The sequence below is a fragment of the Aeromonas sp. SER genome (genome assembly GCF_038739615.1).
Classification (GTDB): domain Bacteria; phylum Pseudomonadota; class Gammaproteobacteria; order Enterobacterales; family Aeromonadaceae; genus Aeromonas; species Aeromonas jandaei.
In genome coordinates, this window is the sequence record NZ_JBCGFC010000002.1 from 250,397 (window position 1) to 273,878 (window position 23,482).

Annotated in this window: 25 protein-coding genes and 1 riboswitch; of the genes, 5 read left to right on the plus strand and 20 right to left on the minus strand. The window is 60.0% G+C overall.

All coding sequences use genetic code 11. The features are described from left to right. Positions 1-123: 123 nt before the first annotated feature. Complete coding sequence (locus AAHA41_RS03990; RefSeq protein WP_182925825.1) at positions 124-1,773, minus strand: methyl-accepting chemotaxis protein; 1,650 nt, start codon at positions 1,771-1,773, stop codon at positions 124-126. Positions 1,774-2,160: 387 nt separating this feature from the next. Continuing rightward, positions 2,161-2,817 carry a GTP cyclohydrolase I FolE gene (folE, locus tag AAHA41_RS03995; RefSeq protein ID WP_071910945.1) on the minus strand — a complete coding sequence of 219 codons (657 nt, stop codon included), beginning with the start codon at positions 2,815-2,817 and terminating at the stop codon, positions 2,161-2,163. A 227-nt stretch (positions 2,818-3,044) separates the two neighbouring features. Between folE and moeA the strand changes: the two genes are divergently transcribed. Beyond that, positions 3,045-4,271, plus strand: coding sequence for a molybdopterin molybdotransferase MoeA (gene moeA, locus AAHA41_RS04000; protein WP_323070591.1), 1,227 nt, complete (start codon positions 3,045-3,047; stop codon positions 4,269-4,271). After that, complete coding sequence (gene moeB, locus AAHA41_RS04005; protein WP_323070585.1) at positions 4,268-5,023, plus strand: molybdopterin-synthase adenylyltransferase MoeB; 756 nt, start codon at positions 4,268-4,270, stop codon at positions 5,021-5,023. Before moeA ends, moeB begins: the two co-directional genes overlap by 4 nt. 96 nt (positions 5,024-5,119) lie before the next feature. On the opposite strand, the gene AAHA41_RS04010 is transcribed toward moeB, so the two are convergent. The 18 genes from AAHA41_RS04010 to moaA form a co-directional block, all read right to left on the minus strand. Then, on the minus strand, positions 5,120-5,935 hold the full coding sequence (locus AAHA41_RS04010) for a hypothetical protein (RefSeq protein WP_323070584.1): 816 nt from the start codon (positions 5,933-5,935) through the stop codon (positions 5,120-5,122). Next, the gene (gene parM, locus AAHA41_RS04015; protein ID WP_185226818.1) at positions 5,928-6,971 is read right to left on the minus strand and encodes a plasmid segregation protein ParM domain-containing protein; all 1,044 of its coding nucleotides are present in this window, start codon (positions 6,969-6,971) and stop codon (positions 5,928-5,930) included. The genes AAHA41_RS04010 and parM overlap by 8 nt, the downstream gene beginning before the upstream one ends. Positions 6,972-7,076: 105 nt before the next feature. Then, complete coding sequence (locus AAHA41_RS04020) at positions 7,077-7,853, minus strand: alpha/beta fold hydrolase (protein WP_043851238.1); 777 nt, start codon at positions 7,851-7,853, stop codon at positions 7,077-7,079. Positions 7,854-7,929: 76 nt separating this feature from the next. Next, on the minus strand, positions 7,930-9,006 hold the full coding sequence (gene modC, locus AAHA41_RS04025) for a molybdenum ABC transporter ATP-binding protein (protein WP_323070583.1): 1,077 nt from the start codon (positions 9,004-9,006) through the stop codon (positions 7,930-7,932). Further along, on the minus strand, positions 9,003-9,683 hold the full coding sequence (gene modB / locus AAHA41_RS04030) for a molybdate ABC transporter permease subunit (RefSeq protein WP_323070582.1): 681 nt from the start codon (positions 9,681-9,683) through the stop codon (positions 9,003-9,005). Before modB ends, modC begins: the two co-directional genes overlap by 4 nt. 104 nt (positions 9,684-9,787) lie before the next feature. Further along, the gene (gene modA, locus AAHA41_RS04035; RefSeq protein ID WP_323070581.1) at positions 9,788-10,516 is read right to left on the minus strand and encodes a molybdate ABC transporter substrate-binding protein; all 729 of its coding nucleotides are present in this window, start codon (positions 10,514-10,516) and stop codon (positions 9,788-9,790) included. Positions 10,517-10,600: 84 nt separating this feature from the next. Next, on the minus strand, positions 10,601-11,074 hold the full coding sequence (gene moaE / locus AAHA41_RS04040) for a molybdopterin synthase catalytic subunit MoaE (protein ID WP_323070580.1): 474 nt from the start codon (positions 11,072-11,074) through the stop codon (positions 10,601-10,603). Positions 11,075-11,174: 100 nt separating this feature from the next. Further along, entirely contained in the window at positions 11,175-11,420 is a 246-nt protein-coding gene (moaD, locus tag AAHA41_RS04045; RefSeq protein WP_064339746.1) for a molybdopterin synthase sulfur carrier subunit, read from the minus strand. After that, positions 11,417-11,926: a cyclic pyranopterin monophosphate synthase MoaC gene (gene moaC, locus AAHA41_RS04050; protein ID WP_071910928.1), complete on the minus strand. Its 510-nt coding sequence runs from the start codon at positions 11,924-11,926 to the stop codon at positions 11,417-11,419. The genes moaD and moaC overlap by 4 nt, the downstream gene beginning before the upstream one ends. 9 nt (positions 11,927-11,935) lie before the next feature. Beyond that, positions 11,936-12,442 carry a molybdenum cofactor biosynthesis protein B gene (gene moaB / locus AAHA41_RS04055; RefSeq protein WP_041208733.1) on the minus strand — a complete coding sequence of 169 codons (507 nt, stop codon included), beginning with the start codon at positions 12,440-12,442 and terminating at the stop codon, positions 11,936-11,938. 258 nt (positions 12,443-12,700) lie between these two features. Then, complete coding sequence (locus tag AAHA41_RS04060) at positions 12,701-13,294, minus strand: cytochrome c3 family protein (protein WP_042031377.1); 594 nt, start codon at positions 13,292-13,294, stop codon at positions 12,701-12,703. A gap of 11 nt (positions 13,295-13,305) precedes the next feature. After that, positions 13,306-13,761: a nitrate reductase cytochrome c-type subunit gene (locus tag AAHA41_RS04065; RefSeq protein WP_033114992.1), complete on the minus strand. Its 456-nt coding sequence runs from the start codon at positions 13,759-13,761 to the stop codon at positions 13,306-13,308. After that, positions 13,761-14,636 carry a quinol dehydrogenase ferredoxin subunit NapH gene (gene napH, locus AAHA41_RS04070; protein ID WP_323070579.1) on the minus strand — a complete coding sequence of 292 codons (876 nt, stop codon included), beginning with the start codon at positions 14,634-14,636 and terminating at the stop codon, positions 13,761-13,763. Before napH ends, AAHA41_RS04065 begins: the two co-directional genes overlap by 1 nt. Then, a complete protein-coding gene (gene napG, locus AAHA41_RS04075; RefSeq protein ID WP_104014318.1) occupies positions 14,633-15,367 on the minus strand; it encodes a ferredoxin-type protein NapG in 735 nt (244 codons plus the stop codon). The genes napH and napG overlap by 4 nt, the downstream gene beginning before the upstream one ends. A gap of 15 nt (positions 15,368-15,382) precedes the next feature. Beyond that, on the minus strand, positions 15,383-17,872 hold the full coding sequence (napA, locus tag AAHA41_RS04080; RefSeq protein WP_043851229.1) for a nitrate reductase catalytic subunit NapA: 2,490 nt from the start codon (positions 17,870-17,872) through the stop codon (positions 15,383-15,385). 154 nt (positions 17,873-18,026) lie between these two features. Next, positions 18,027-18,284 carry a chaperone NapD gene (locus AAHA41_RS04085; RefSeq protein ID WP_033114988.1) on the minus strand — a complete coding sequence of 86 codons (258 nt, stop codon included), beginning with the start codon at positions 18,282-18,284 and terminating at the stop codon, positions 18,027-18,029. A gap of 13 nt (positions 18,285-18,297) precedes the next feature. Next, positions 18,298-18,831, minus strand: coding sequence for a ferredoxin-type protein NapF (gene napF, locus AAHA41_RS04090; RefSeq protein WP_323070578.1), 534 nt, complete (start codon positions 18,829-18,831; stop codon positions 18,298-18,300). Between the two features lie 238 nt (positions 18,832-19,069). Next, entirely contained in the window at positions 19,070-20,065 is a 996-nt protein-coding gene (moaA, locus tag AAHA41_RS04095) for a GTP 3',8-cyclase MoaA (RefSeq protein WP_323070577.1), read from the minus strand. Beyond that, positions 20,053-20,193: riboswitch (molybdenum cofactor riboswitch) on the minus strand. (Overlaps the previous gene by 13 nt.) Before the next feature lie 84 nt (positions 20,194-20,277). Here moaA and narQ point away from each other — a divergent pair. The 3 genes from narQ (at position 20,278) to AAHA41_RS04110 (ending at position 23,307) form a co-directional block, all read left to right on the plus strand. Beyond that, positions 20,278-21,990 (plus strand): nitrate/nitrite two-component system sensor histidine kinase NarQ, encoded by a 1,713-nt coding sequence (gene narQ / locus AAHA41_RS04100; protein WP_041208739.1) that lies wholly within the window; start codon positions 20,278-20,280, stop codon positions 21,988-21,990. Then, positions 21,990-22,628, plus strand: coding sequence for a two-component system response regulator NarL (gene narL, locus AAHA41_RS04105; RefSeq protein ID WP_033114985.1), 639 nt, complete (start codon positions 21,990-21,992; stop codon positions 22,626-22,628). Before narQ ends, narL begins: the two co-directional genes overlap by 1 nt. 103 nt (positions 22,629-22,731) lie before the next feature. Continuing rightward, positions 22,732-23,307: an LON peptidase substrate-binding domain-containing protein gene (locus AAHA41_RS04110; RefSeq protein ID WP_033114984.1), complete on the plus strand. Its 576-nt coding sequence runs from the start codon at positions 22,732-22,734 to the stop codon at positions 23,305-23,307. Positions 23,308-23,482: the final 175 nt, after the last annotated feature.

A 23,482-nucleotide genomic window follows, 5' to 3' on the forward strand; every position in this document is an offset into this window, starting at 1 on the left:
GGTCGGATAAAGGATCTGGTTCCGGCTGATTAGGCTGCGCTAATCAGCACTGCGATAAAAAAACTGCCAGAAACAACAAGGCCCCGTCACTGGACGGGGCCTTTTGCTATCTGCCAAACGCTCTTAGAGGGTAAAGCGCTGGGTCATATGGTGCAGCGAGGTGGCCAGTTTGCTCAGCTCGATGCAGGCCTGAGCGATCTGCTGCGCCCCCTGGGCATTCTCATCAGCCGCGTTATGGATGTTGACGATGCTGCGGTTGAGCTCTTCGGTCACCGCATTCTGCTCCTCGGTAGCGGTAGCGATCAGGGTGTTCATGTCGGTGATGTGCACCACGGCACCATTGATGGTATCGATGCTGTGTCCCGCTTCCCGTGCCAGACCCACACTCTCCTGCATCTGCTGACGGCTCAGCTGCATGGCGCTGCCCGCCTCGGCGGTGCGAGCCTGCAGCACCTCGATCATCTTGCTGATCTCGGCAGTGGAGTTCTGGGTTCGCTGGGCCAGGGAGCGCACCTCGTCCGCCACCACGGCAAAGCCACGCCCCTGCTCGCCAGCGCGGGCCGCCTCGATGGCCGCATTGAGGGCCAGCAGATTGGTCTGCTCGGCAATACCGCGAATGACGTCGAGCACCATGCTGATATTGGTACTGTCCTGCTCCAGCTGCTGCACCACGGAGCCAGCTTCCTCTATCTTGACCGACACAGCCTCGATGCTGCCGATGGCGCTGCGCACCACCTGATTGCCCTGGGTCGAGGTGCGGGAGGCATCCTTGGCGGCACTCATGGCATCCGTGGTATTGCGGGCCACCTCGTTCACTGTGGACTGCATCTCGTTCATGGCAGTCGCCACCTGAGAGACTTCGCTCTGCTGACGCGCCATGCCGCTGGCAGATTGATCGGAGATGGCGCTCACCTCCTCCACCGCGCTGCTGAGCTGGCTCACCGAGCCGGCGATCTCGCTCACCAGATCAGCAAGGGCGCCCTGCATCCGGTCAATGGCGGTGCCGAGCTGACCCAGCTCGTCACGCTTGAAGCGATTGCCACGGATCCACTCCTGCAGCTCCCCCTTGCCAAGCGCGCCGCTTGCGATGCGCTGGGCCTGACGGGCCAGCATCACCAAGGGATCGCGGATCTGGCGGGTCAGCACGGTAGAGAGCACGGCCGCCAACCCCAGTCCCAGCAACAGGGCAATGATGATGCTCAGCTTGGCGCTGTCAAATGCCGCCACCACCTGAGCACGGGAGCCCACGGAGTAGCCATGGTTGATGCGGATCAGATCCGCCACCGACTTGGCCAGATTGGTGTAGAGGGTGACACCCTCGCTCATGAACAGCTGCTGGGCCTCGGCCAGCTGGCCGCCATCCTGCATCACTCTGATACGCTGATGCAGGGCCACGTACTTGTCCCACTCCTGTTTGACGATGTCGAAGGTGCGGCGCTCTTCCACATCCTCAGCCCAGATGGTGGCATCGTGGGCTTTTACCTGCCTGGCGACCTCTTGCAGGCTCTGTTCGCCAAGATCGCGATAGTGGGCCTTCTGCTGCGGATCAGCCGCTACCAGAAACACATCCAGTTCATAGCGGCGCAGGGTGTTGATGGTCTCGCCCAGCGTGCTGGTGCGTACCACGGCGGGCAGTATGCTGTCGGTAAAACCGATGGCGGCCCGGTTCATATTGCCAAACTGCAGCAGCGAGAAGCCGCCGATGAAGGCCATCATCAGGCCGAGCATGGCGAAGCCGGCAGCGAGTTTCTTGCCAATGGTCATGGTATTCATGGCATGTCCTGGATTTGAGTGAACAGATAACGCCCGTCTGAACCGTATGGATACGGTTCGCTGTCACCACCTCCATGGCGGCTCATCCAGCCTTGATCAATCTGTGTCCCTACCTGAACGAAGCGAACGCGTTAACAAGATGCTCAGCCTGACCGCCCACGGCAGCAGTAGCGGCAGGCTATTTTGGCCAAAAAGCCAGCGAAAGGAGGCACCTTGCTGGCTTGCTTGCACTCTCCAGGAGAGCCAGACAAGCCATGGCGACTTATATCGACCGGGAGGGGCGATCCCTTGAGGAGATTTATCGATGAAACTGACGGGTTACGAGCAGGGAAAATTGAGAGAAATATCAAGGAGACACAGCGCTGCGGCACCATGTCTCCTTGCCTGTCAGCTCTTCAGGCCGGAGAGAAACTCGGCGCGGGTATCGGGCTGGGTCTTGAAGACACCACCGAGGGAGGTGGTGGTGGTATAGGAGGTGGAGTCCATCACCCCGCGCGCCTTGACGCAGTAGTGGGTCGCCTTGATGCTGATGGCCACATCCTTGGTGCCAAGCAGGGTCTGCAACGCCAGCAGGATCTGTTGGGTCAGTCGCTCCTGAACCTGCGGTCGGCGGGCAAAGAACTGCACGATACGGTTGATTTTGGAGAGCCCGATCACCTTGCCGCGGGGAATGTAGGCCACATGGGCCAGCCCATCGATAGTGACGAAGTGATGCTCGCAGGTACTGGTGAGACTGATGTCCCGCACCATGATCATCTCGTCCACCTGCATCTTGTTCTCGATCACCGTCACCTTGGGAAAAGTGGCGTAATCGAGGCCGGAGAAGATCTCGTTGACGTACATCTTGGCAATGCGATGCGGCGTTTCGGCCAGACTGTCATCGGCCAGATCCAGCCCTAGCGTCTCCATGATGGCGCGCATGTGGCCTTCGATCTTCTCCCTCTTCTGCTGGCTGTCCAGCTCGTTGGCAACCAAGGGGGTTTCCAATCCCTGGGCCTCGAGGGCCGCCCTGACCAGCAAGGCTTCCTGACTCAGTGTTGTCATTCTCTTCTCTCCCATGCTCAGGGACGTCGGGGCCGCCACGTGGGTCACCCCAAGCTTGATGATTGTAAGGCGGCATAGTAAACGGCCATTGCCGCCAATATTCAAGTCAACTTGCGTCCGTCATCATACTTTATGACCATAGCCCGACTTTTACCGCCCCATCCGCTGCCCATCCCCGGCAATTTTTGTGATAATCCCGCCCTCAATCATCACAAGAGGTCATGACGATGGGATTTGATACCAGCGGACTACTGCCGTTAAGCGATGCCCTGCAAGGAATGCTGGAGCAACTGGCCTGCTGTTGCGACAGCGAGCAACTGCCCCTGCCACAGGCCCTTGGCCGGATCCTTGCAAGCAACATCGCCTCTCCCCTCGCCGTGCCCCCGTTCGACAACTCCGCCATGGACGGTTACGCCGTGCGGTTGGCCGATCTCGCCGCCGGCATCCCGCTCATCATGGCGGGTAAAGCCTTTGCCGGTCAGCCCTATCAGGGCGAATGGCCCGCCGGTCACTGCGTGCGGATCATGACCGGCGCCCCGGTTCCCGCAGGGACAGATGCAGTAGTGATGCAGGAAGAAACGCAGGCCGACGGCGATCGGATCACTTTTCTGACACAGCCCAAACCGGGCCAGAATATCCGCCGCGCCGGCAGCGATATCGGTAAGGGTGCCTGTGTGCTGCAAGCTGGCACCCGCCTTACCCCGCGCGAGATGCCGCTGCTGGCCTCCCTCGGCATCGCGACCGTGCCGGTTCGCCGACCGCTGAAAGTGGCCATCTTCAGCACTGGCGATGAGCTCAAGCCGGTTGGTACCCCGCTGGCCCACGGCGACATCTACGACTCCAACCGCTACGGCGTGCGGGCCATGCTGGCGCGGCTGGGCTGCGACTGCCTCGACCTTGGCATCATCCCGGACGATCCCGCCCAGCTGCGCGCCGCCTTTATCCGCGCCGATGAAGAGGCCGATGTGCTCATCACCACCGGCGGCGTTTCGGTAGGGGAAGCGGACTTCACCAAACAGCTGCTGGACGAGCTCGGCGAGATCGGCTTCTGGAAGCTGGCCATCAAGCCGGGCAAGCCATTTGCCTTCGGCCGCCTGCCCCGCGCCTGGTTCTTCGGCCTGCCGGGCAACCCGGTCTCCGCCATGGTCACCTTCGATCAGCTGGTGCAACCGGCGCTGGCTAAGCTGGCGGGCCAACGCTTCGAGCGCCCGCTTCAGCTGCAGGCCGTCACCACCGAGCCGCTCAAGAAGAGCCCGGGCCGACTCGACTTCCAGCGCGGCATCCTGAGTCAGGGACCAAATGGCCTCGAAGTACGCAGCACCGGCTCGCAGGACTCCGCCGTGTTCAGCTCCCTGTCGCGGGCCAACTGCTACATCATCCTTGAGCGCGAGCGGGGCCGTGTCGCTGTGGGCGAAACCGTCACCGTCGAACCGTTCGGGGAATTGCTGCTGTGAGCGAGATCCTGAGCGACGCAGAGCTGTTGCGCTACAACCGTCAGATCATCCTCAAATCCTTCGATTTCGAGGGACAGGAGGCGCTCAAGCAAGCCAGGGTGCTGGTGATCGGCGCTGGCGGTCTTGGCTGCGCCGCCAGCCAGTATCTGGCAGTGGCCGGAGTCGGCCAGCTTACTCTGGTCGATTTCGACAAGGTGGAGCTCTCCAACCTGCAGCGGCAGGTGCTGCACTCCGATGAGCGCATCGGTCACTACAAGGTGGACTCAGCAGCGCAATCGCTGCGCGCCCTCAACCCCTGGCTTGAGGTGGAGACCCACGCTGCCGTGGCTGACGAGGCGCTGCTCGATACTCTGCTGCCACGGCATCAGCTGGTCTTGGATTGCACCGACAATCTGGCCATTCGCAACCTGCTCAACCAAAAAGCACGTCAGCACAGGGTACCGCTGGTCAGCGGCGCCGCCATCCGGCTGGAGGGTCAGCTCTGCAGCTTCACCTGGCAGGAAGATGAACCCTGCTACGCCTGCCTCAGCGCCCTGTTTGGCGAGCAGGCCCTCACCTGTGTCGAAGCCGGGGTACTCGCCCCCGTGGTAGGTCTGGTGGGCAGCCTGCAAGCGCTCGAAGCCATCAAGATCCTGGCCAGCATGGGCAAGAACTACAGCGGCCGCCTGCTGATGATCGACGGCCTTGGCGGCACCTTCCGCGAGATGAAGCTGCCCAAACGCCCCGAGTGTCCGGTCTGCTCACATCTGTAAGCACGGCAGCTCCCGCATAGCGATGTGCTCCGTTGCAGGCAATAGAAAGCCGACCCCATGGGTCGGCTTTTTGCATTGTGTTTACGTCAAGTGCCGTCAGAAAATACCCTTGGCCTTGACTCGTTTGATGTTGGCTACTTGAGCCGACAGATCTTCCACTATGGGCTCAACCTCAGCGCCATCACTCACCTGTCGCACTGGCGCACTGGCCAGCCGCTGGATCAATCTGTGCTGCTCGCGGATCAGGCGAGATTGCTCTTCCAGCTGACGGGACAACAACTGGATGCTGCTCTGCAGCGGTGCCAGATCCTGCTCGCCTGCAGTTGATGGCAACTTGCCCGCAATCGCTTCAGCCAGCTGATCATGATCGAGGGGGGTTGGCAGACCTTGCCTCAGCTCATCCCACAGCTCGGTAGGCTGCTGCTCGCCAAGGCGGCTCACTATCTCCTCCACCAACTGGTCGGAAGAGGGGGCTCCTCCCTGCTGGCCAAGACGACTCACGATCTCGTCAGCCAGCGAACCGTTATCTGCCTGCTCCAGCCGCGGAGCCAGTCGCGCCACTATCTCCTCAACCATGGCATCCGTAGCGGGGCGTTCGCTGCCCTCCCCGCCCAGATGGAAGCCACAACTGGCAAAGGCATGGCGCAGGGTGGTCATGCTCACCTGCTCCGGCCCCAGTGCATTGGCAATTGCCTTGCAGAGGTTGGGCGCCAACACATACATGAACATGCCCGAGAGATAGATATCCTTGTGGAAACGGCTCTTGGAGAAGTCGAACTCCTCGCTGCCATCCTGGATCTTGCGCGCCCGCTGATACCAGTTCTGCAACACCCCGACCGCATAGCGATCAGACTCCAGCGCCCCCGGATCCATATAGATGGAGAAGGACATGCGCTTGAGTTGACTACTCATCGCCAACCTCGGCCATCACGGGCGCTTCGCGATAGACCTCATCCTCTTCGGTGGTGTAGAGGCAGATCTCGCGGGCCAGTGCGGACTGGGCATCATCCAGCAGCTCGACTCTGTCACCCAGGGTCGGGTAGGCCGCTTTGATGGCATCGTGGATGAGGGAAGCACCACCGCCGACCAGATAGACGCGGTTAGGGTTCTTGGCAAACTTCTTCGCTTCATGGGCAACCTGGGAGCCCAGTTCGTCGATCTTGTTCTGCATCTTCTCGAGGATGCGCGGGATCTGGCTCTCGTCATTGACCACCTCGCGCACGAAACTCATATCGTGACGACGCTTGATGAACTCGTTGGCCACCAGATAGCTCGAATCGCTGTCTGCTGCCGCCAGCGCCTTGCGGGTGGCGTCGGTCACCATGGAGACGCCGATCTCGTTGTTGCCGTAGACATCGGAGACATCGTCAAACTCGCCAACGATAATACCCATGTCCAGGGTGGTGCCACCGCAGTCGATCACCAGCGTTTTGGTAAATTCGTTGCAGCCCGAACCGACCAGACGGGAGAGTGCCGCTGGCAGGCTCTCCGGCATCACTTCCACGCTGACGATGTTGAACAGCTCACCCTTGTTGAGGGTGATGGCACGCATCAGGTTGCGACGCTTCTTCTCGATCTTCTCTTCGTTACGCTGGCAGTCATCCGGGTGATAGAACTCGGTGATGGGCAGAGTCACGGTAATGGCTACGTCACAAGGAGTTACGCCGGTTTGCAGCAGGGCATGATGCACGGAGAGCAGGTTGAGATCGTCATACTGGTACTCAACATGAGTGGTCGCCAGTGATTTGTCCGACGTCGCATCATAGGTGTACTTGGTATTGCCTATCTCGTAGTTGTAGATCTTCTTGTCTTTGCGCAATGCGGCGCTCTTCCAGTCCTTGCGAAAAGAGTTGGGAGAGATGATGGTCTTGAGCACCTTGTTCTCAATCCAGCTCACCTTGACATTGGTCGAGCCATCATCGATGGCCATTTTCATTACTTCAGACATGGGGGAAGCACCTGTTGATAGAGCAAAATTGGTCCGATTGCCTTGTCAACTGCCACTGGCAAGGCGATCGGACCACTACATACACGGAGTAGAAAGGCGACAAGTTTAATGAGTTTCTAAAATCCGGTGAAGCAAATGATTGAAACCGGAAGGGTCTTCCGCCGGCCAAGCGTGGTGACCCTCGGGGGTGTGGATGGTGGCGTTGGGCAGGGAGGCGAACTGCTCCACCCGCTTGGCAAGCGGCAGATAGTCGTGACTGGTGGAGATAATGGCCACCGGCTGCCAGATGTTGCCGAGCCGGGCGCGTACCGACCAGCCGGGCAGCGCCTCCAGCAGCGCCTTGTAGGTTTTCTTTTTATTGCGCACGAAACGCAGCCGGAAGGTGTGGCGCACCTGAGCCAGCTCAGGGCCGGGAAAGAGCTCGCGCCCCAGCCACCAGGCGAGCGGACGCATGCCAAACCAGCGCAGCCACTTGAGGCGCTGGGCAAGCCGCTCCTGCTCTTTGGGGGTCTCCAGCAGAAATTCGCTAAAGCCGTTGACCAGTACCAGCCCCTGCACCTTGTGCGGCAGTTGCAGCGCCAGCTCCAGCGCCACCATAGCCCCGAGCGACAACCCCACCACCCAGGCGGGGCCGGATTGCTCATCAAGCCAGCGCACTACATCTGCCGCCAGAGTGGCCACGTCAAACGGTCCCTCCTGCATGCTCTGGCCGTGGCCACGCAGGTCGAGTGCCACCACCCGATAGTGCTCGGAAAAATGCTCAATTTGTGCCTGCCAGTCGAGGCTGGAGGAACCCAGCCCATGCAGCAGCAACAACAAGGGGCCCTCCCCCGCACTGCGCAGGGCAAGACCGTTGGATTTCATCACCTGATTGCGGCGCATCAGTTCATTGCCTCTCGACTCATCCGCTGAACCATCCTGTTGTTCGTTTTTTATGCTTCAACCAGATATATCCCGCTCAGCCCTCGCTGACCAGACTCACCGCCTTGATGTAGGCGTAGATCTGCTGGTTCGGGGTGAGCGCCAGCCGTCTGGCGGAGCGGCTGGTGATCCGGGCCAGCAGTATCTGCTGACCCAGCGCCAACTGCAACAGGGTCTGGCCAGGGCGTACCTCGCGTTCAGCCAGCAATCGGGTGGTGAGGCAGTTGGAGAGACTGGAGTGCTCGATGGGAGAGGTGGCGATCACCACATCCCGCCCAGCCACCTTGATCTGCAGGGGGCCAACCTCATCCGGCACATGAGTCATGGTGACGCGCAACTGTTGCTCACCAAGCTGCAGGGTCGCCATCTGCTCGTCATTATCGTAGTGAGAGAGGGTCGCCGTCAGCATCACCCCGGCATCGTCGCGACTGGCAAGCGAAAGGTCGGTACGGGCAAAGATCTCGCTCGGTCGACCTTGCGCCTCCACCCGGCCATCCGCCAGCAGCACCAGCTGATCGCAAAGCAGGCTCACCTCCTCCATGGCGTGGCTGACGAAGATCATCGGAATGCCGCTCTCCTGCTGCAACCCCTTGAGCACGTGGGCCTGATGGATGCGGCTGCGTCTGTCCAGCGCGGAAAAAGGTTCATCCAGCAACAGCAGATCGGGCTCGGCCAACAGCGCCCGGGCCAGAGCCACCCGCTGACGCTGGCCACCGGAGAGGCCGTGGGCTGGCTGGGCCAGCAGTTCGGCAAAACCGAGCCGAGTCGCCAGCGCCTCGGGCTGCCAGCGTCCTCGCCCCTTGCGGGCTGCCAGTTGCAGATTGCCGAGCACCGTCAGATGGGGGAAGAGGCGCGAATCCTGAAACACCAGTCCGATCCGGCGCGCCTCGGGCTGAAGATCGCTCAGCGCCCTGCCCTGCCAGTTCAAAGTGTCGCCCGGTGCGCGATCCAACCCGGCGATAATGCGCAGTAGGGTGCTCTTACCGCAGCCGGAGGGGCCGAACAGAGCGAGGATGCCCCCCAGCTCCAGCGCCAGCTCGCAATCGAGGGTAAAGGCGCCGAACTGGCGCAGCACCTTGAGTTGCAGCAGGTGTGTCGTGAGGATTTCGCTCATCCGAACAGCCTCCGTTGCCGACGTTGCAGCACGCCGTACACCAGCACCAGCATCACCAGCGAGAAGCCCATCAGGCCGCCCGCCAGAATATGGGCATTCTGGTAATCCATCGCCTCCACATGATCAAACAGGGCAATGGAGAGTACCTGGGTCTCGCCCGGGATGTTGCCACCAATCATCAGCACCACCCCGAACTCCCCGAGGGTGTGGGCAAAGCCGAGCGCCGCCGCCATCACGAAGCTGGGCAGCGTCATCGGCAAGATGATGTGAAAAAAGCGATCAACCGGGCCGAACCCCAGGGTAGCGGCAGCCTCCAGCTCCTTGTTGCCCATGTTGACAAAGGCGGAGGTGAGCGGCTGCACCACGAAGGGAAGCGAGTAGAGGATCGAGGCAAGCAGCAGACCGGTAAAACTGAACGCGAGCGGCGCCCCGAAGGTATCGCGCCACCAGGCTCCCAGCCCATAGGAGGGGGAGAAGGCCAGCAACAGATAGAAACCGAGCACCGTTGGCGGCAGCACCAGCGGCAGGGCCACTAGGGCTTCTACCACGGGTCTGAGCCGATGCTGGCTGCGCGACAACCACCAGGCCAGCGGCGGCGAGAGCAGCAGCAGGATGGCGGTAGTGCTGGCTGCCAGCTTCAGGGTAAGCCAGACCGCCAGCAGATCCCCTTCACTCATCGCCTTCCTCCCGGGTAGATGCCGACAACCATAGAAAGCGTTCTTTCATCGCACTGGCGGGCCGACCCGAAGGCCAGCCAACCGTTAGCTGATCTGCCATGCCATCACTGCGGCAGTGCATAGCCCGCAGCCTTGATCTGTGCCTGACCCGGCCCCTTGAGCCAAGCGACCAGCGCCTCGACCGCGGCTCCTTTCTTCAATACCAGCCCCTGTTGTTCGATGGGGGGATAGAGGTCAGCCGGTACGGCCCAGGCTTCGCCGGTCTTGCCCGCTTCCACCAGGTTTGCCCAGGCGACGAAGCCCAGCTCGGCGTTGCCGGTGTCGACGAACTGCCAGGTCTGGCCGATGTTGGTACCGGTCAGCAGGCGGTACTGCTTGGGATCGATCTTGAGATGGTCGAGGGCCGCCATGGCTGCTGTGCCGTAAGGAGCAGTTTTCGGATTGGCGATGGCAAGGTTGCCCTTCCAATTGCGCAGAGTTGCCTCGTCAGGTGCTGGCCCCCCCTTCTTCCATAGCCCCAGCTGGCCGATGGCATAGGTGAAACGCTCGCTCCCCTTACCCTCCTGCTCCAGCTTCTGCGGGGTTTTCACATCGGCGGAGAGGAAGAGATCGAACGGGGCGCCGTGACTGATCTGGGTATAGAGCACGCCGGTCGCGGCGGAGGAGATGGCCAAGGTGTGTCCGGTCTTGGCGGTGAACTCCTTGCCGATACGCTCTATGGTGCCCTTGAAGTTGGCGGCCACGGCCACCTTGACCTCGTCGGCCTGCACGACACCGACGTGCAACGCACTGGCGCAGACCCCAGCGATGACTACGGATAACAGCGGTTTCATTCCTTTACCTCCTGACTGGGGCAGCTTTTGTTACTCCCCAAAACAGGGCCACGGCTCCCGATGAACCTGCGCCCCTCAAACAGATCAAGCTTGCCAGCGGGCGGCGGCAGTGTTGTCGCTCTCCTTGGCCTCGACCCAGCGTTGTACCCCTTCGGCGGTCAGCTCTTTTTTCCAGAACGGCGCCCGGGTTTTCAAGAAATCCATGATGAAGTGGCAGGCCTCGAAGGCCGCCTCGCGGTGGGCACTGCTCACCACCACCAGCACGATTTGATCGCCGAGCAGCAGCTCGCCGATGCGGTGAATAAGGGTGCACTCCTGCAGTGGCCAGCGCTCGCGCGCCTCCTGCACGATGGCGGCCAGCGCCTTCTCGGTCATGCCGGGGTAGTGCTCTAGGGCCAGCCCCTTCACGTGCTCCCCCTGATTGAAGTCGCGCACCTTGCCGACAAAGCTGACCACGGCGCCGGTGTCCTGCCGGTTGGCAAGGCGGGCATATTCATCGGCCAGCGAGAAATCGGCCCGCTGTACCAGAATGCGATCCGTCATGGTTGCGTTGCTCATCCTTAACCTCCGGTCGTTACTGGAGGGGCAGGGAAGAAGGCCACCTCATCGCCACCACACAGCTCAGTGGTGCGATCCACGGTCATTATTTCACTCATCATCAACCTCCGGTAACCGGAGGGAAGAAGGCGACCTCATCGCCATCGTGGATAGGCGTGTCCAGCGGCACCAGGGTCTGGTTGACCGCCACCAGCAGTTTGCCAGCCTCGAGAGCCAACGCCCACTTGTCGCCGCGCTCAGACAGGGCTGCACGCAGCTGCTCGGCAGTGGCGTAGTCGCAAGGCAGGCTCAGCTCGTCGCAGGCCACCAGCTCTCTTACTTGCGCAAAAAAGAGTACCTTGATCATGCTTGCTCCCCGCTATTTGACCCCAACTGAAAATGGCCGGACTTGCCGCCTTTCTTCTCTACCAGACGAACCTGTTCGATCACCATGTCTTTTTGCACCGCCTTGCACATGTCGTAGATGGTCAGCGCCGCTACCGACGCAGCGGTCAGCGCCTCCATCTCCACCCCGGTCTTGCCGGAGAGCTTGCAGAGGGTGCGAATATGTACCCGGTTCTGCTCGGCCAGCGGCACTATCTCCACCTCGACCCGGGTCAATGCCAGCGGGTGACAGAGGGGAATGAGATCCGCGGTCTTCTTGGCCGCCATGATGCCGGCGATACGGGCGGTGGCGAACACGTCGCCCTTGTGGTGCTTGCCGCTCAGGATCAGGGCCAGCGTTTCCGGTGCCATGGCGACAAACGCCTCGGCGCGAGCCTCACGCTCGGTCACCTGCTTGTCGGTCACATCCACCATATGGGCTTCGCCGCTCTGGTTGAGATGAGTCAGGTTAGAATGGTTCTGGTTCATCACTTGCCCTCAAAGATGGGAGACAAAGTTGCACGGCTTGGTGCGGGCATCGAGCTGATCGCGGATGAGCTTCTCCCACCCCAGCTGGCAGGCACCGGTAGAGCCCGGCAGGCAACAGATCAGGGTGCGATTGGCCAAACCCGCCAGCGCGCGACTCTGCATGGCGGAACCCTTGATTTCGGCAAAGGAGAGCTGGCGGAACAGTTCGCCAAAGCCCTGTACGGTGCGCTCGAACAGCACGCCGACCGCCTCGGGCACCCGGTTCTGCTCGTTGAAGCCGGTACCGCCATTGACCAGCACCACCTGCACCCCCTCATCGGCGATCCAGTCGCTCACCTGAGCGCGGATACGAAACAGGTTGTCGGGGCAGAGCGCGCGATCGGCCAGCTGATGGCCCGTTTCAGTCAGGGCGGAAACCAGATAGTCCCCCGAGCTGTCATCGGCGGCAGTGCGGCTGTCGGAAACCGTCAGCACGGCGATCTTGAGGGGAATGAATGCGTTGTTTTTCTGTCCCATCGGGCAGCTCCTTGTGGCTATGGGCCGTCAACGAGGCAGGAAGAGAAGAGAGTATGAGAGGCCATCCGCCACCACCAGAACCGGTGTGGACAGAGTGGACTACTTGCTCAAGCGTTTGACGGCGGGCTGATTCTATCAAAGGTTTCACGAGATATGGGATTTAAAAGACTCACAAATCTGATGCTTGTCCCAGATATGCCGAGTTGTTGCGGCACGCCCAAAAACACAGGCCGGGTTGCCCCGGCCTGAACTGCTTGGTTAGAACCCTTTCACCCCGGTCATGTCGGGTAGCTGGTGCGCAATCCCCTTGTGACAGTCGATGCAGGTGGCCTGCCCCTCCTTGCCGAGGTTGGCCGAGTGCATCTTGGCGGCACGCTGCCCCTGCAGGGAGAAGTCCATGTACTCGAAGTTGTGGCAGTTGCGGCACTCGCGCGAATCTGTTTCTTTCATCCGCTGCCACTCCCGCTCCGCCATTTCGCGGCGGTGACTCTCGAACTTCTCGCGGGTGTCCACCTTGCCGGTGATCATGCCCCACAGCTCCTTGGAGGCCTGCACCTTGCGGATGATCTTGTAGGTCCACTCGTGCGGTACGTGGCAATCAGGGCAGCTGGCGCGCACACCGGAGCGGTTGGAGTAGTGGATGGTGTCGCGATACTCCTCGAACACATTGTCCTTCATCTCGTGACAGCTGGTACAGAAGGCTTCGGTGTTGGAAGCCTCCATGGCGGTGTTGAAACCGCCCCAGAAGATAACGCCGCCGAAGAAGCCCATCAGCAACAGCACCCAGAGGGCCGCCTTGGAGGGGGATTTGAAGGTGATCCACAGACGCTGGATAAAGCCGGGTAATTTCATCTATGGATTCCTCAGTTCAGCGCTTCAACCGGTTTGAACGTATTCCCCACCAACGGCTTGGCATCCGCTTGCGGGACATGGCACTGCAGGCAGAAGTAGCGACGGGGGGAGACCTCGCCCAGGGTCATGCCATCGCGGGTTTCGAAGTGGGTCGGGCTTATTTTGGGGGCCTTCATGGCACTGGCATTCTTGAAGCTGTGACAAGCCAGGCACTTGTTGACCTTGGTATCCACCTCGTAGTTGCGGATATCGTGGGGGATCAGCGGCGGCTGATGCATGTACTGGCGATCATAGGGCTCGCCATCCTTGCGAAAATTCTTCATGGGGGCGGCATTGGCATCGGTCACCAGATCGGTGGCGCCCCGCTCGGACTTGAGCCCGCCGGTGCTGTTAGTGATCTCGGGGACAGCCGCCATCAGGGAACCCGCCATCAGACAGGCCAGCATTGCTCCAATCAGCTTTTTCATTATGTGTTCTCCGACGTTTTTTCTGCCTTGATGGCAAAACCTACAGTGATTTCAAAAACTTGTTCCGCGCAGATATCGATGCAACGGCCACAGTTGGTACACTCCTGAGCCACAATCAAGGGCCCGTGACCACGCTTGGCACCGTGAACGGGGCCGCGCAGGATGGGGCGTTCCGGGCAAACCGCATAACAATCCATGCAGTTGTTGCACCGCTCGCGCCCCTTGGCAGAAATCTTGATGAATCCGACCCGGTTGAGCAGGGCATAGAAGGCCCCTACCGGACAGAGATGACCGCACCAGCCTCGCTCAACCACGAAGAGATCGAACAAGAACAGTACCGCCAGCAGGGCCCAGCCCGCCCCCATGCCCAACAGCAGACCGCGCATGGCGAGCGACACCGGGTTGACCAACTCCCACACCAGCACGCCTGTCACCGCCGGTGCCACCAGCGCCATAACCAGCAGCCAGTAACGGGTAGCACGGCTGAACTGACCGTTGCCCTTGAGGCCAAGCCGCCCCCTGAGCCAGGCCGCCGCATCAGTGATGAGGTTGACCGGACAGACCCAGGAGCAGAACACCCGCCCACCGACCAGCCAGTAACCGGCCAGCACGATGGCAGCCCCCAACCAGAGGGTGGTGATGGGCCAGTGGCCCGCCGCTACTGACTGCAACAGCGTGAGGGGATCGGTGAGCGGCACCGTCTCCAGCAACAGCGAGCTGGAGAGGTTGCCCTTGAGGATCCAGACACCCGCCAGCGGCCCCAGCAGGAACAATGCGAGCACACCGAACTGACTGAGCCTGCGCAGCAGCAGGAAACGGTGGGAACGCCACCAACCCAGCTTGATGCGAGCCTCTTCCCCCGGATAACGACTCATAGTCCCTCCGGTTTACGGGTCGGCAGAGTGAGCCTGTCGCCGATGAGCGACTTGCCCGCCTTCGCCTTCTCTTCCCAGCCGAGCCGGTAGTGATGACCCAGCTCCCCCTTGGCGAGCTGGCGCGGAACCACCTTGATGGCTGCCTCCTCCAGCACGCAGGCATGCTCGCACTTACCACAGCCGGTACAGATATCGCTGTGCACCGTGGGCAGGAACATGGCGTGCTTGCCAGTGCGCTGGTTGTGCTGCAGATCCAGGGTGATCGCCTTGTCGATCAGCGGGCAGACCCGATAACAGACATCGCAACGCAAACCCAGATAGTTGAGGCAGGTCTCGTGATCGATGAGCACTGCGACCCCCATCCGCGCCTGATCGATGTCGGTCATCTGCTGATCCAGCGCCCCGCTCGGGCAGGCCACCACACAAGGGATGTCATCACACATCTCGCACGGGACGGCGCGCGCCTTGAAGTAGGGAGTCCCCGTGGTCACCGGCTCAAACAGCCGGGCCAACTTGAGCGTGTCGTAGGGGCACGCCTCGACGCAGAGTCCGCAGCGCACGCAGGCGCCGAGGAACTCAGCTTCGTCGAGGGCAGCAGGGGGACGCAGCGCCTGAGCCGGCACTGCATGCACCTGCTGGCGGGCCATGCCGCCGAGCCCCACGCCAAGCAGGCTCACACCGCAAGCCCCCTTGGCCATGTCGGCCAGAAACTGGCGACGACTACGACTCATCTCGTGCTCCCCGCCTTAAGCCTTCATCACCTTGACGGCGCACTTCTTGTAATCGGTCTCTTTCGAGAGCGGATCGGTGGCGTCCAGGGTCAGCTTGTTGACCAACTGGCTGGCATCAAAGAAGGGCATGAAGACCAGTCCTTTCGGCGGACGGTTGCGACCACGGGTCTCGACCCGGGTTTTCACCTCACCACGGCGGGAGGAGACGATCACCTCTTCACCACGACGCACGCCACGGGCTTTGGCATCGTCCGGGTGCATGAAGAGCACCGCATCCGGGAAGGCGCGATAGAGCTCGGGCACCCGACGGGTCATGGTGCCGGTGTGCCAGTGCTCCAGCACACGGCCAGTGGAGAGCCACAGGTCGTACTCTTTATCCGGCGACTCGGCGGCAGGCTCAAACGGCAGGGCGAAGATGACCGCCTTGCCATCAGGCTTGCCATAGAAGCGCACCCCCTCGCCCGCTTTCACGTACGGGTCAAACCCTTCGCGATAGCGCCACAGGGTCTCTTTGCCATCCACCACCGGCCAGCGCAGACCGCGCGCTTCGTGGTACTGATCGAACGGCGCCAGATCGTGGCCATGGCCACGACCGAAGGTGGCGTACTCTTCGAACAGACCCTTCTGGACGTAGAAACCGAAGTGCTCGGCCTCGTCATTCAGCAGACCTTTGCTCTGCTCTTTCGGGAACTGGTTGACCTGACCGTTGGCATAGAGCACGTCGAACAGGGTCTTGCCCTTCACTTCCGGCATCTTGGCAATCAGCTCAGCTGGCCACACTTCCTCGACCTTGAAGCGCTTGGAGAACTCCATCAGCTGCCACAGGTCGGACTTGGCCCCTTCCGGCGCTTTCACCTGCTGGTGCCAGAACTGGGTGCGGCGCTCTGCGTTGCCGTAGGCCCCCTCTTTCTCCACCCACATGGCGGTGGGCAGGATGAGGTCAGCGGCCTGGGCGGTAACAGTCGGGTACGGGTCAGAGACCACGATGAAGTTGCGCGGGTCGCGATAGCCAGGCAGACGATCGGTATTCATGTTGGGACCGGCCTGCATGTTGTTGTTGCACATCACCCAGTAGGCGTTGAGCTTGCCATCTTTGAGCATGCGATCCTGCAGCACGGCGTGGTAACCCACCTGCTCCGGGATGGTGCCTTCCGGCAGTTTCCAGATCTTCTCGGCGATGGCGCGATGCTTGGGATCGGTCACCACCATGTCGGCCGGCAGACGGTGGGCAAAGGTACCCACTTCCCGCGCGGTACCGCAGGCTGAAGGCTGACCGGTCAGGGAGAAGGGGCCAGAGCCCGGCTCGGAGATCTTGCCGGTGAGAAGGTGGATGTTGTAGCAGAGGTTGTTGGCCCAGACACCGCGAGTATGCTGGTTGAAACCCATGGTCCAGTAAGAGACCACCTTCTTGCTCGGATCGGCATAGAGCTTGGCAAGTTTTTCCAGCTTCTCTTTGGAGACGCCGGAGAGCTTGGAGACAGACTCCACATCGTAGTCGGCCACGAACTTGGCAAACTCTTCGAAGGTCATAGGAGTGGCATCGCCGCTGTCCGGATTCTTGGCTTTCTGCTGCAGCGGGTTGGTCGGACGCAGACCGTAACCGATGTCGGTGACCCCCTTCTTGAACACGGTGTGCTTGTTGACGAAGTCCCAGTTCACCTTGTCGTTCTGGATGATGTAGTTGGCGACATAATTGAGGATCGCCAGATCGGTCTGGGGCGTGAAGACAATACCGTTGTCCGCCAGTTCGAAACTGCGGTGCTCGAAAGTGGAGAGCACGTGCACCTGTACATCCGGATTGGAGAGACGACGATCGGACATCCGCGACCAGAGGATGGGGTGCATCTCGGCCATGTTGGAGCCCCACAGCACGAAGGCGTCGGCCTGCTCGATATCGTCATAGCAGCCCATCGGCTCATCCATACCGAAGGTACGCATAAAGCCGACGACCGCGGAGGCCATGCAGTGGCGGGCGTTGGGGTCGATGTTGTTGGTACGGAAACCGGCCTTCATCAGCTTGGCGGCGGCGTAACCTTCCCAGACGGTCCACTGGCCGGAACCGAACATGCCGACAGCTGTCGGGCCCTTCTCTTTGAGGGTGGCCTTGAACTTCTCGGCCATGATGTCGAAGGCCTGATCCCAGCTGATGGGAGCGAAGTCGCCATCCTTGTCGAACTTGCCGTTCTTCATCCGCAGCATGGGCTGAGTGAGGCGATCCTGACCGTACATGATCTTGGAGAGGAAGTAGCCCTTGATGCAGTTGAGGCCACGGTTGACCGGCGCATCGGGGTCGCCTTGAGTCGCCACGACACGGCCATCCTGGGAACCGACCAGCACGGAGCAGCCGGTACCGCAGAAGCGGCAAGGCGCTTTATCCCAGTGGATGGCAGTCTTGTCGGTACTGGTGATGAGATTGGCCGCCAAGGTGGGGGCACTGACACCGGCCACGGCAGCGGCAGCCGCCACCGCGTTGGCCTTCATAAAGTCGCGTCGACTCAGCTTCATGACATATCCTCGCATTGCTTGTCGCGTAAGTTATCGAGTGTATTTAACTGGCGCTCGCTCAAGGCTACGAACCGCATACCAGTGCCTCGTTTTTATCGCATCAACTAGAAACCACTCTGCCAGGTCGTGGTGACCCGACTTCACGGCACCTTATTCATTGCTGGGCATCAAGTTCATCGAACTGATGGTAAATCAGGGCGGCAGAGAGCACGCCCGGCATCGCCTGTATCGCATCGATGGCCGCCATGATCGGCCGCTGGCTTGCCCCTTCCAGGGTCACCACCAGCTTGCCTTCGTCGGTGACGGCGTGGATCTCGGCACCGTCGAGGGCCGCGATCTCTTCTGCGAGCTGGTGACGCAAGGTAGGCTGGGTCAGCACCACCAGACTCGAAACATGAAACTCCTGACTCATTGTGACTCCCGGGTCATTCAATGCCTGATTCATTCTGACTCTTCTGCGCTCTGGCCGCCGAGCCATCCACCTTGATGCTGCCAACCGGGCAGTCCTGCACACAGGCACCACAGCCGTTGCAGCTATCGAGCTCAATGACCGGGGTGGGTACCCGCCCCAGTGTCGGAATAAAGCGAATGGCCCGCGGTTCACAGCTGTCCTGACAGCTCTGGCAATAAACCTGGCTATTGGCCAGGCAGTTGGCGGCAATGGACGCCTTGTATTGCCAGGGCGTCTCCGATGCTGGCCGGAATAGCGGCTCCTTGCAGGCGGCAACGCAGTCACCGCAAAAGGTGCACTCGCCGTGCTGAAAATCGACGGTGGGAAAACCGCCCTCGCCGTTTATCAGGATCTGCTCCGGGCAAGCGGCCAGACAATCACCGCAGCGGGTACATCCGGCCGAGAATTGCGACCAGGCCACCGACCAGGGCAGTTGCACCGGAGGCTCGGCAACCCGCAAGCGGCCCCGAAACAGGCCACGGCGGGCAAGATCGATCTCTTCCGGCATATTGACTCCCGTTTCAGTGATGAAGGGTGCGGCACGAGTCCTTGATTGGCATTTTCGATACCAATTATAAGAGTGGGTGTATATTGCGGCCCTGACAAGTTAAGGGATATACCACCAGGGAGATAAACAGGGGGGATTTTTGCGCCAGATCAAAGCCTTGGCGCAGAACAAAAAGGGAGGTATCGATGAAAATACCTCCATGTGAGGATTGCTATTTAATCAATGGCTATTTTTGTGGTCAGCCACCGATTGAAGCAAGGTGAGGGGTTGCTCCGGCATTGCCTTCGTGCAAACGGTGGGTGGCACTCTTGCCGACAAGAGCGGAACGGATCCGCTGCTGCAGCGCCTCCTGCTGCTCGTCTGCCGTCAACAGATCCCGCAGCTCGACTCCATTGTCGCCAAACAGACAGAGGTGCAACTTTCCTGCCGAAGAGACTCGCAGCCGGTTGCAACCGGCACAGAAATCCTTGCTGTAGGGCATGATGAGACCCACCCCACCCTGCGACTCCGGATGCATGAATACCTGCGCCGGGCCGTCATCCTTGCCGCGCAGCTGCTGCAGCCAACCACTCTTCAGCAGGCGCTGCTTTATCCCCTCACCGCTGACATGGTGATCGCGAAACAGGGTATCCATCTCGCCGGTCTGCATCAGTTCGATAAAGCGCAGCTCAATCGGCTTGTGCTTGATCCAGTGGAGGAAAGCCTCCAGCTGATAGTCATTGAGCCCTTTGAGGAGCACGGCGTTGATCTTCACCGATTTGAAACCTGCGTCGAGCGCCGCCTCGATCCCCTCCATCACCTCCGCCAGCTTGTTCTCACCGGTGATCTGGTGAAACTGGCGCGGATCCAGGCTGTCAACACTCACATTCAGCGCATTGAGACCGGCGTCAAACCACTCGCGGGCCCGCTCTTTCAAGCGATAACCATTGGTGGTCATGGCGACTTTTTCGATGCCCGGCGTGGTCGCGATCACATTGACGATCTCGGTGAAATCACGACGCAAGGAGGGCTCGCCACCGGTAATTCGCACCTTGCGGGTTCCCATGGCAGCAAAGCCATGCACTACGCGGCGGATCTCGTCGAGCGAGAGAAAGGATTTTCGTCCTCCCTTGTGACCTTCCGGAGGGTGATAACCATCCGGCAGACAGTAGGTGCAACGGAAGTTGCACACATCGGTCACCGAGAGACGCAAATAGTAAAAACGACGGGAAAAACCATCTTCAAGAGGCAACATAAACACCTTTCCAAATACGGGAGGCCAGGGCATTTCTTTCCTGACCCTTACAGCTCGAACATCGGCTGACGGCTGGTTCTCCCCTATCGCAAGGACTTAGGCAGAACCGCTCGGAGTTCATCTAGTTTTTCGATGCTAACACAAGTTGGAGTACACTCCCACGCATCTTGACGACGCCTTGTCACAATTCAGAGGTCAATATCAACATGAGCATGGGACACAGATTCAGAGTCCATTCAGTCAGCAGCGCCATCGGGCGCGCCATGGTATTGATCCTCTTCATGGCCAGCCTCATTGCGGTCGTTGCCATGGTCACCCTCTTCTACTCGGTACCCGATGCCAAGGCGATCAACCTCTCCGGTTCGCTGCGGATGCAGGCTTACCGGATGGCTTACGAGATCGAGCGGGGCGAGAGCGTACTGGGCCGCCTCTCCCAGTTTGAAGAGACGCTGCACGCCGCAGAGCTGCAGGAGACCCAGCGCTGGATCACCCCCGCCTCCCTGCGCCGCACCTATGGCGAAGTGCTCGATCAGTGGCAGGAGATGCGTCAGCACATCGAAAACAGCACCCCCAGACGGTACACCGACAACACCGAGAAGTTTGTGGCGGCCATCGACAATTTCGTCAATCAGATGCAGTACCACGTCGAGTTCAAGGTACGGATGCTGGCACTGGCTGAGGGGCTAGGTCTGCTCGCCATCATCCTCATCGCCTGGTTTACCGTGCGCTTTACCCGCAAGCAGGTGGTCGCCCCGCTCAATCAGCTGGTCTATTGTGCCCGCCAGATCCAGCGCCAAGATTTCGATCTGCAACTGCCCAGCCACGGTGAAAATGAGCTGGGAGAACTGTCGCGCGCCTTTGTCACCATGGCTGACGAATTGGGCAAGCTCTATCGCGAGCTCGAGAACAAGGTGGAGGAGAAAACAGCCAAGCTGCAACAGGCCAACGACACCCTCTCCTTCCTCTACAGCACGGCCCAGAAGCTGCACGCAGCACCGCTCAGCACCCGCACCCTCATCAAGCTGCTGGACAGGGCGGCAGCCCACCAGCATATCGATTACATCCGGCTGACCCGCTTCGAAAATAACGCCATGCCGGTCTACACCTCCGGGCGCACCGGCTGGCCCGGTGATCTCGATGCGGTGGCCAGTTTCTATCTGCAGATGGATGATCAGGAGTTTGGCCGGCTCGACATCATCAGTCAGCACCCCATTGACGAACGGCTGATCAGAAACTTCACCATGCTGCTGGCCCAGGTGCTGCACAAGGATCAGACCCTGCTGCAACACCAGCGGCTACTGCTGATGGAGGAGCGGGCCGTCATCGCCCGCGAACTGCACGACTCGCTGGCACAGGCTCTCTCCTACCTCAAGATCCAGTCCACCCTGCTCAAACGCTCCTACGCCAAGGGGCAACAGGATAAGGCACAGGAGGCGATGCAGCAGATCGACGAAGGGCTCAGCAACGCCTACACCCAGCTGCGTGAGCTGCTCGGTACCTTCCGTCTCACCATTGGTGACGCCAATCTGGGCGAAGCGATCCGGGTAATGCTCGATCAGCTGCAGCCCCAGACCAACGCCGAGATCCGGTTCCACTACGGTCTGGCCGACTCGGATCTTGAAGCGGGCCAGCACATCCATATTCTGCAGCTGATCCGTGAGGCAGTGCTCAACGCCATCAAACATGCCAATGCGCAAGTGATTGATGTTAGCTGTGAGACCCTCGCCAGTGGTAACATCGAGGTTCAGATTTCAGATGACGGTGTCGGTATTGGACTCGCCAGCTCGGCGATCAACCATTACGGCTTGAGTATCATGAACGAACGCGCCAACAAACTGCACGGCCTGTTGACCATCAACGAACAGCAGCCACAAGGCACCCGTGTGCATCTGACCTTTCCCACCAGTCTAGCGAGAGACGCCTGATGGACGAGATGAAATACAGTGTTCTGGTCGTAGATGACCATCCCCTGATGCGCAAAGGGATTGTGCAGTTACTGGCTCTGGAAGAGAACATGGAGGTGATCGGTGAAGCCTCCAACGGTACTGACGCCGTGGCATTGGCCAAGGAGTCAGAGCCGGACCTGATCCTGCTCGACCTCAATATGAAAGGGCTCTCCGGCCTTGATACCCTCAAGGCGCTGCGGGCCGAAGAGGTCACCTCCCGGGTCGTCATCCTGACCGTCTCCGACGCCCGCCAGGATGTGGTAGCCCTGCTCAAGGCCGGTGCTGATGGCTACCTGCTCAAGGACACCGAACCGGACCTGCTACTGGCCCAACTGGCCGACGTGATGACCGGCAAGCAGATCCTGAGCGAGCCGCTGCGACCCTACCTCGAGAATATCTACGAGCTGGATCACCTGCAGCAGAAGCTTGAGAGCTTAACGCGTCGCGAAATGCAAATCCTGCGTGAAATTGCAAAAGGCCTCTCCAATAAACAGGTCGCTTCCGTGCTCCATATCTCCGAGGGTACGGTCAAGGTTCACGTGAAGAGCCTGCTGAAGAAACTCGAGGCGCAGAGCCGCGTGGAAGCGGCTGTCATGTATCTTGAGCAGCGTAACTAAACGCCCTCAAACGCCCGAAAAGCCACCCTACGGTGGCTTTTTTCATTCTCTGGCACAGTCGCTGCATTGACCTATTCAGCAACTACTCAATGGAGGATGGAACATGAAACTGCAACCTTTGGCCCTGTTCCCCTTGCCTTCCCACATACTCCCGGGCGGCAAGCTGCCTCTGCGTTTGTTCGAGCCCCGTCATCTGCAGATGCTCAAAGAGTCATTCATCAACGATCAGGGCTTTGGCATCGTGATGGAAGAGTCGACTACCTCGGGACAAGCAGGTCGCATCCTGCCGGTCGGTACCCGGGTCAAGGTGACTGACTTCTACACCCTGAACGATGGGATGCTGGGGATCACCGTACTGGGGCTGGAGCGCTTCTGCATCCACGAGATGGAGACCGACGAGCTGGGACTGCGTCGCGCCAAAGTGGAAACGCTGCCCAACTGGCCCAGCACCCACTCCGATTTCCACGACAAATTGCTGGTGAATCGCCTGCGCGAGGTGTTCGAGCAATATCCGGAACTTGATGAACTCTACCCGGAGAAGCGCTTTGAAGATGCCGCCTGGCTCTGTCAGCGCTGGCTCGAAATCCTGCCGATGCCGATTTATGAAAAGCAGATGCTGATAGCCAAACAGAACAGCGAAGCGGCTCGCAAATTCCTGCATCGCCTGATTTCACAATGACAAAAACAGCTTTGCAAAATGCAATTATTCCAACAATGAAAATCGAAATTTCGCATTTTGCAAATGAGTAGGAACGCAACAAGCCATAACAAGAGAGAGCCGCTGCGCTAAACGGCCAAATTGAACATAAAAGAGTCATTTAAAAGTTGGCACAGATTTTTCATATAGATTTGTA

What these genes read in the sequence shown, in the direction of transcription:
- AAHA41_RS03990 (WP_182925825.1), bottom strand. Translation starts at nt 1,773, where the DNA reads ATGAATACCATGACCATTGGCAAGAAACTCGCTGCCGGCTTCGCCATG.
- folE (WP_071910945.1), bottom strand. Translation starts at nt 2,817, where the DNA reads ATGACAACACTGAGTCAGGAAGCCTTGCTGGTCAGGGCGGCCCTCGAG.
- moeA (WP_323070591.1), top strand. Translation starts at nt 3,045, where the DNA reads ATGGGATTTGATACCAGCGGACTACTGCCGTTAAGCGATGCCCTGCAA.
- AAHA41_RS04010 (WP_323070584.1), bottom strand. Translation starts at nt 5,935, where the DNA reads ATGAGTAGTCAACTCAAGCGCATGTCCTTCTCCATCTATATGGATCCG.
- parM (WP_185226818.1), bottom strand. Translation starts at nt 6,971, where the DNA reads ATGTCTGAAGTAATGAAAATGGCCATCGATGATGGCTCGACCAATGTC.
- AAHA41_RS04020 (WP_043851238.1), bottom strand. Translation starts at nt 7,853, where the DNA reads ATGCGCCGCAATCAGGTGATGAAATCCAACGGTCTTGCCCTGCGCAGT.
- modC (WP_323070583.1), bottom strand. Translation starts at nt 9,006, where the DNA reads ATGAGCGAAATCCTCACGACACACCTGCTGCAACTCAAGGTGCTGCGC.
- modB (WP_323070582.1), bottom strand. Translation starts at nt 9,683, where the DNA reads ATGAGTGAAGGGGATCTGCTGGCGGTCTGGCTTACCCTGAAGCTGGCA.
- modA (WP_323070581.1), bottom strand. Translation starts at nt 10,516, where the DNA reads ATGAAACCGCTGTTATCCGTAGTCATCGCTGGGGTCTGCGCCAGTGCG.
- moaE (WP_323070580.1), bottom strand. Translation starts at nt 11,074, where the DNA reads ATGAGCAACGCAACCATGACGGATCGCATTCTGGTACAGCGGGCCGAT.
- moaD (WP_064339746.1), bottom strand. Translation starts at nt 11,420, where the DNA reads ATGATCAAGGTACTCTTTTTTGCGCAAGTAAGAGAGCTGGTGGCCTGC.
- moaC (WP_071910928.1), bottom strand. Translation starts at nt 11,926, where the DNA reads ATGAACCAGAACCATTCTAACCTGACTCATCTCAACCAGAGCGGCGAA.
- moaB (WP_041208733.1), bottom strand. Translation starts at nt 12,442, where the DNA reads ATGGGACAGAAAAACAACGCATTCATTCCCCTCAAGATCGCCGTGCTG.
- AAHA41_RS04060 (WP_042031377.1), bottom strand. Translation starts at nt 13,294, where the DNA reads ATGAAATTACCCGGCTTTATCCAGCGTCTGTGGATCACCTTCAAATCC.
- AAHA41_RS04065 (WP_033114992.1), bottom strand. Translation starts at nt 13,761, where the DNA reads ATGAAAAAGCTGATTGGAGCAATGCTGGCCTGTCTGATGGCGGGTTCC.
- napH (WP_323070579.1), bottom strand. Translation starts at nt 14,636, where the DNA reads ATGAGTCGTTATCCGGGGGAAGAGGCTCGCATCAAGCTGGGTTGGTGG.
- napG (WP_104014318.1), bottom strand. Translation starts at nt 15,367, where the DNA reads ATGAGTCGTAGTCGTCGCCAGTTTCTGGCCGACATGGCCAAGGGGGCT.
- napA (WP_043851229.1), bottom strand. Translation starts at nt 17,872, where the DNA reads ATGAAGCTGAGTCGACGCGACTTTATGAAGGCCAACGCGGTGGCGGCT.
- AAHA41_RS04085 (WP_033114988.1), bottom strand. Translation starts at nt 18,284, where the DNA reads ATGAGTCAGGAGTTTCATGTTTCGAGTCTGGTGGTGCTGACCCAGCCT.
- napF (WP_323070578.1), bottom strand. Translation starts at nt 18,831, where the DNA reads ATGCCGGAAGAGATCGATCTTGCCCGCCGTGGCCTGTTTCGGGGCCGC.
- moaA (WP_323070577.1), bottom strand. Translation starts at nt 20,065, where the DNA reads ATGTTGCCTCTTGAAGATGGTTTTTCCCGTCGTTTTTACTATTTGCGT.
- narQ (WP_041208739.1), top strand. Translation starts at nt 20,278, where the DNA reads ATGGGACACAGATTCAGAGTCCATTCAGTCAGCAGCGCCATCGGGCGC.
- narL (WP_033114985.1), top strand. Translation starts at nt 21,990, where the DNA reads ATGGACGAGATGAAATACAGTGTTCTGGTCGTAGATGACCATCCCCTG.
- AAHA41_RS04110 (WP_033114984.1), top strand. Translation starts at nt 22,732, where the DNA reads ATGAAACTGCAACCTTTGGCCCTGTTCCCCTTGCCTTCCCACATACTC.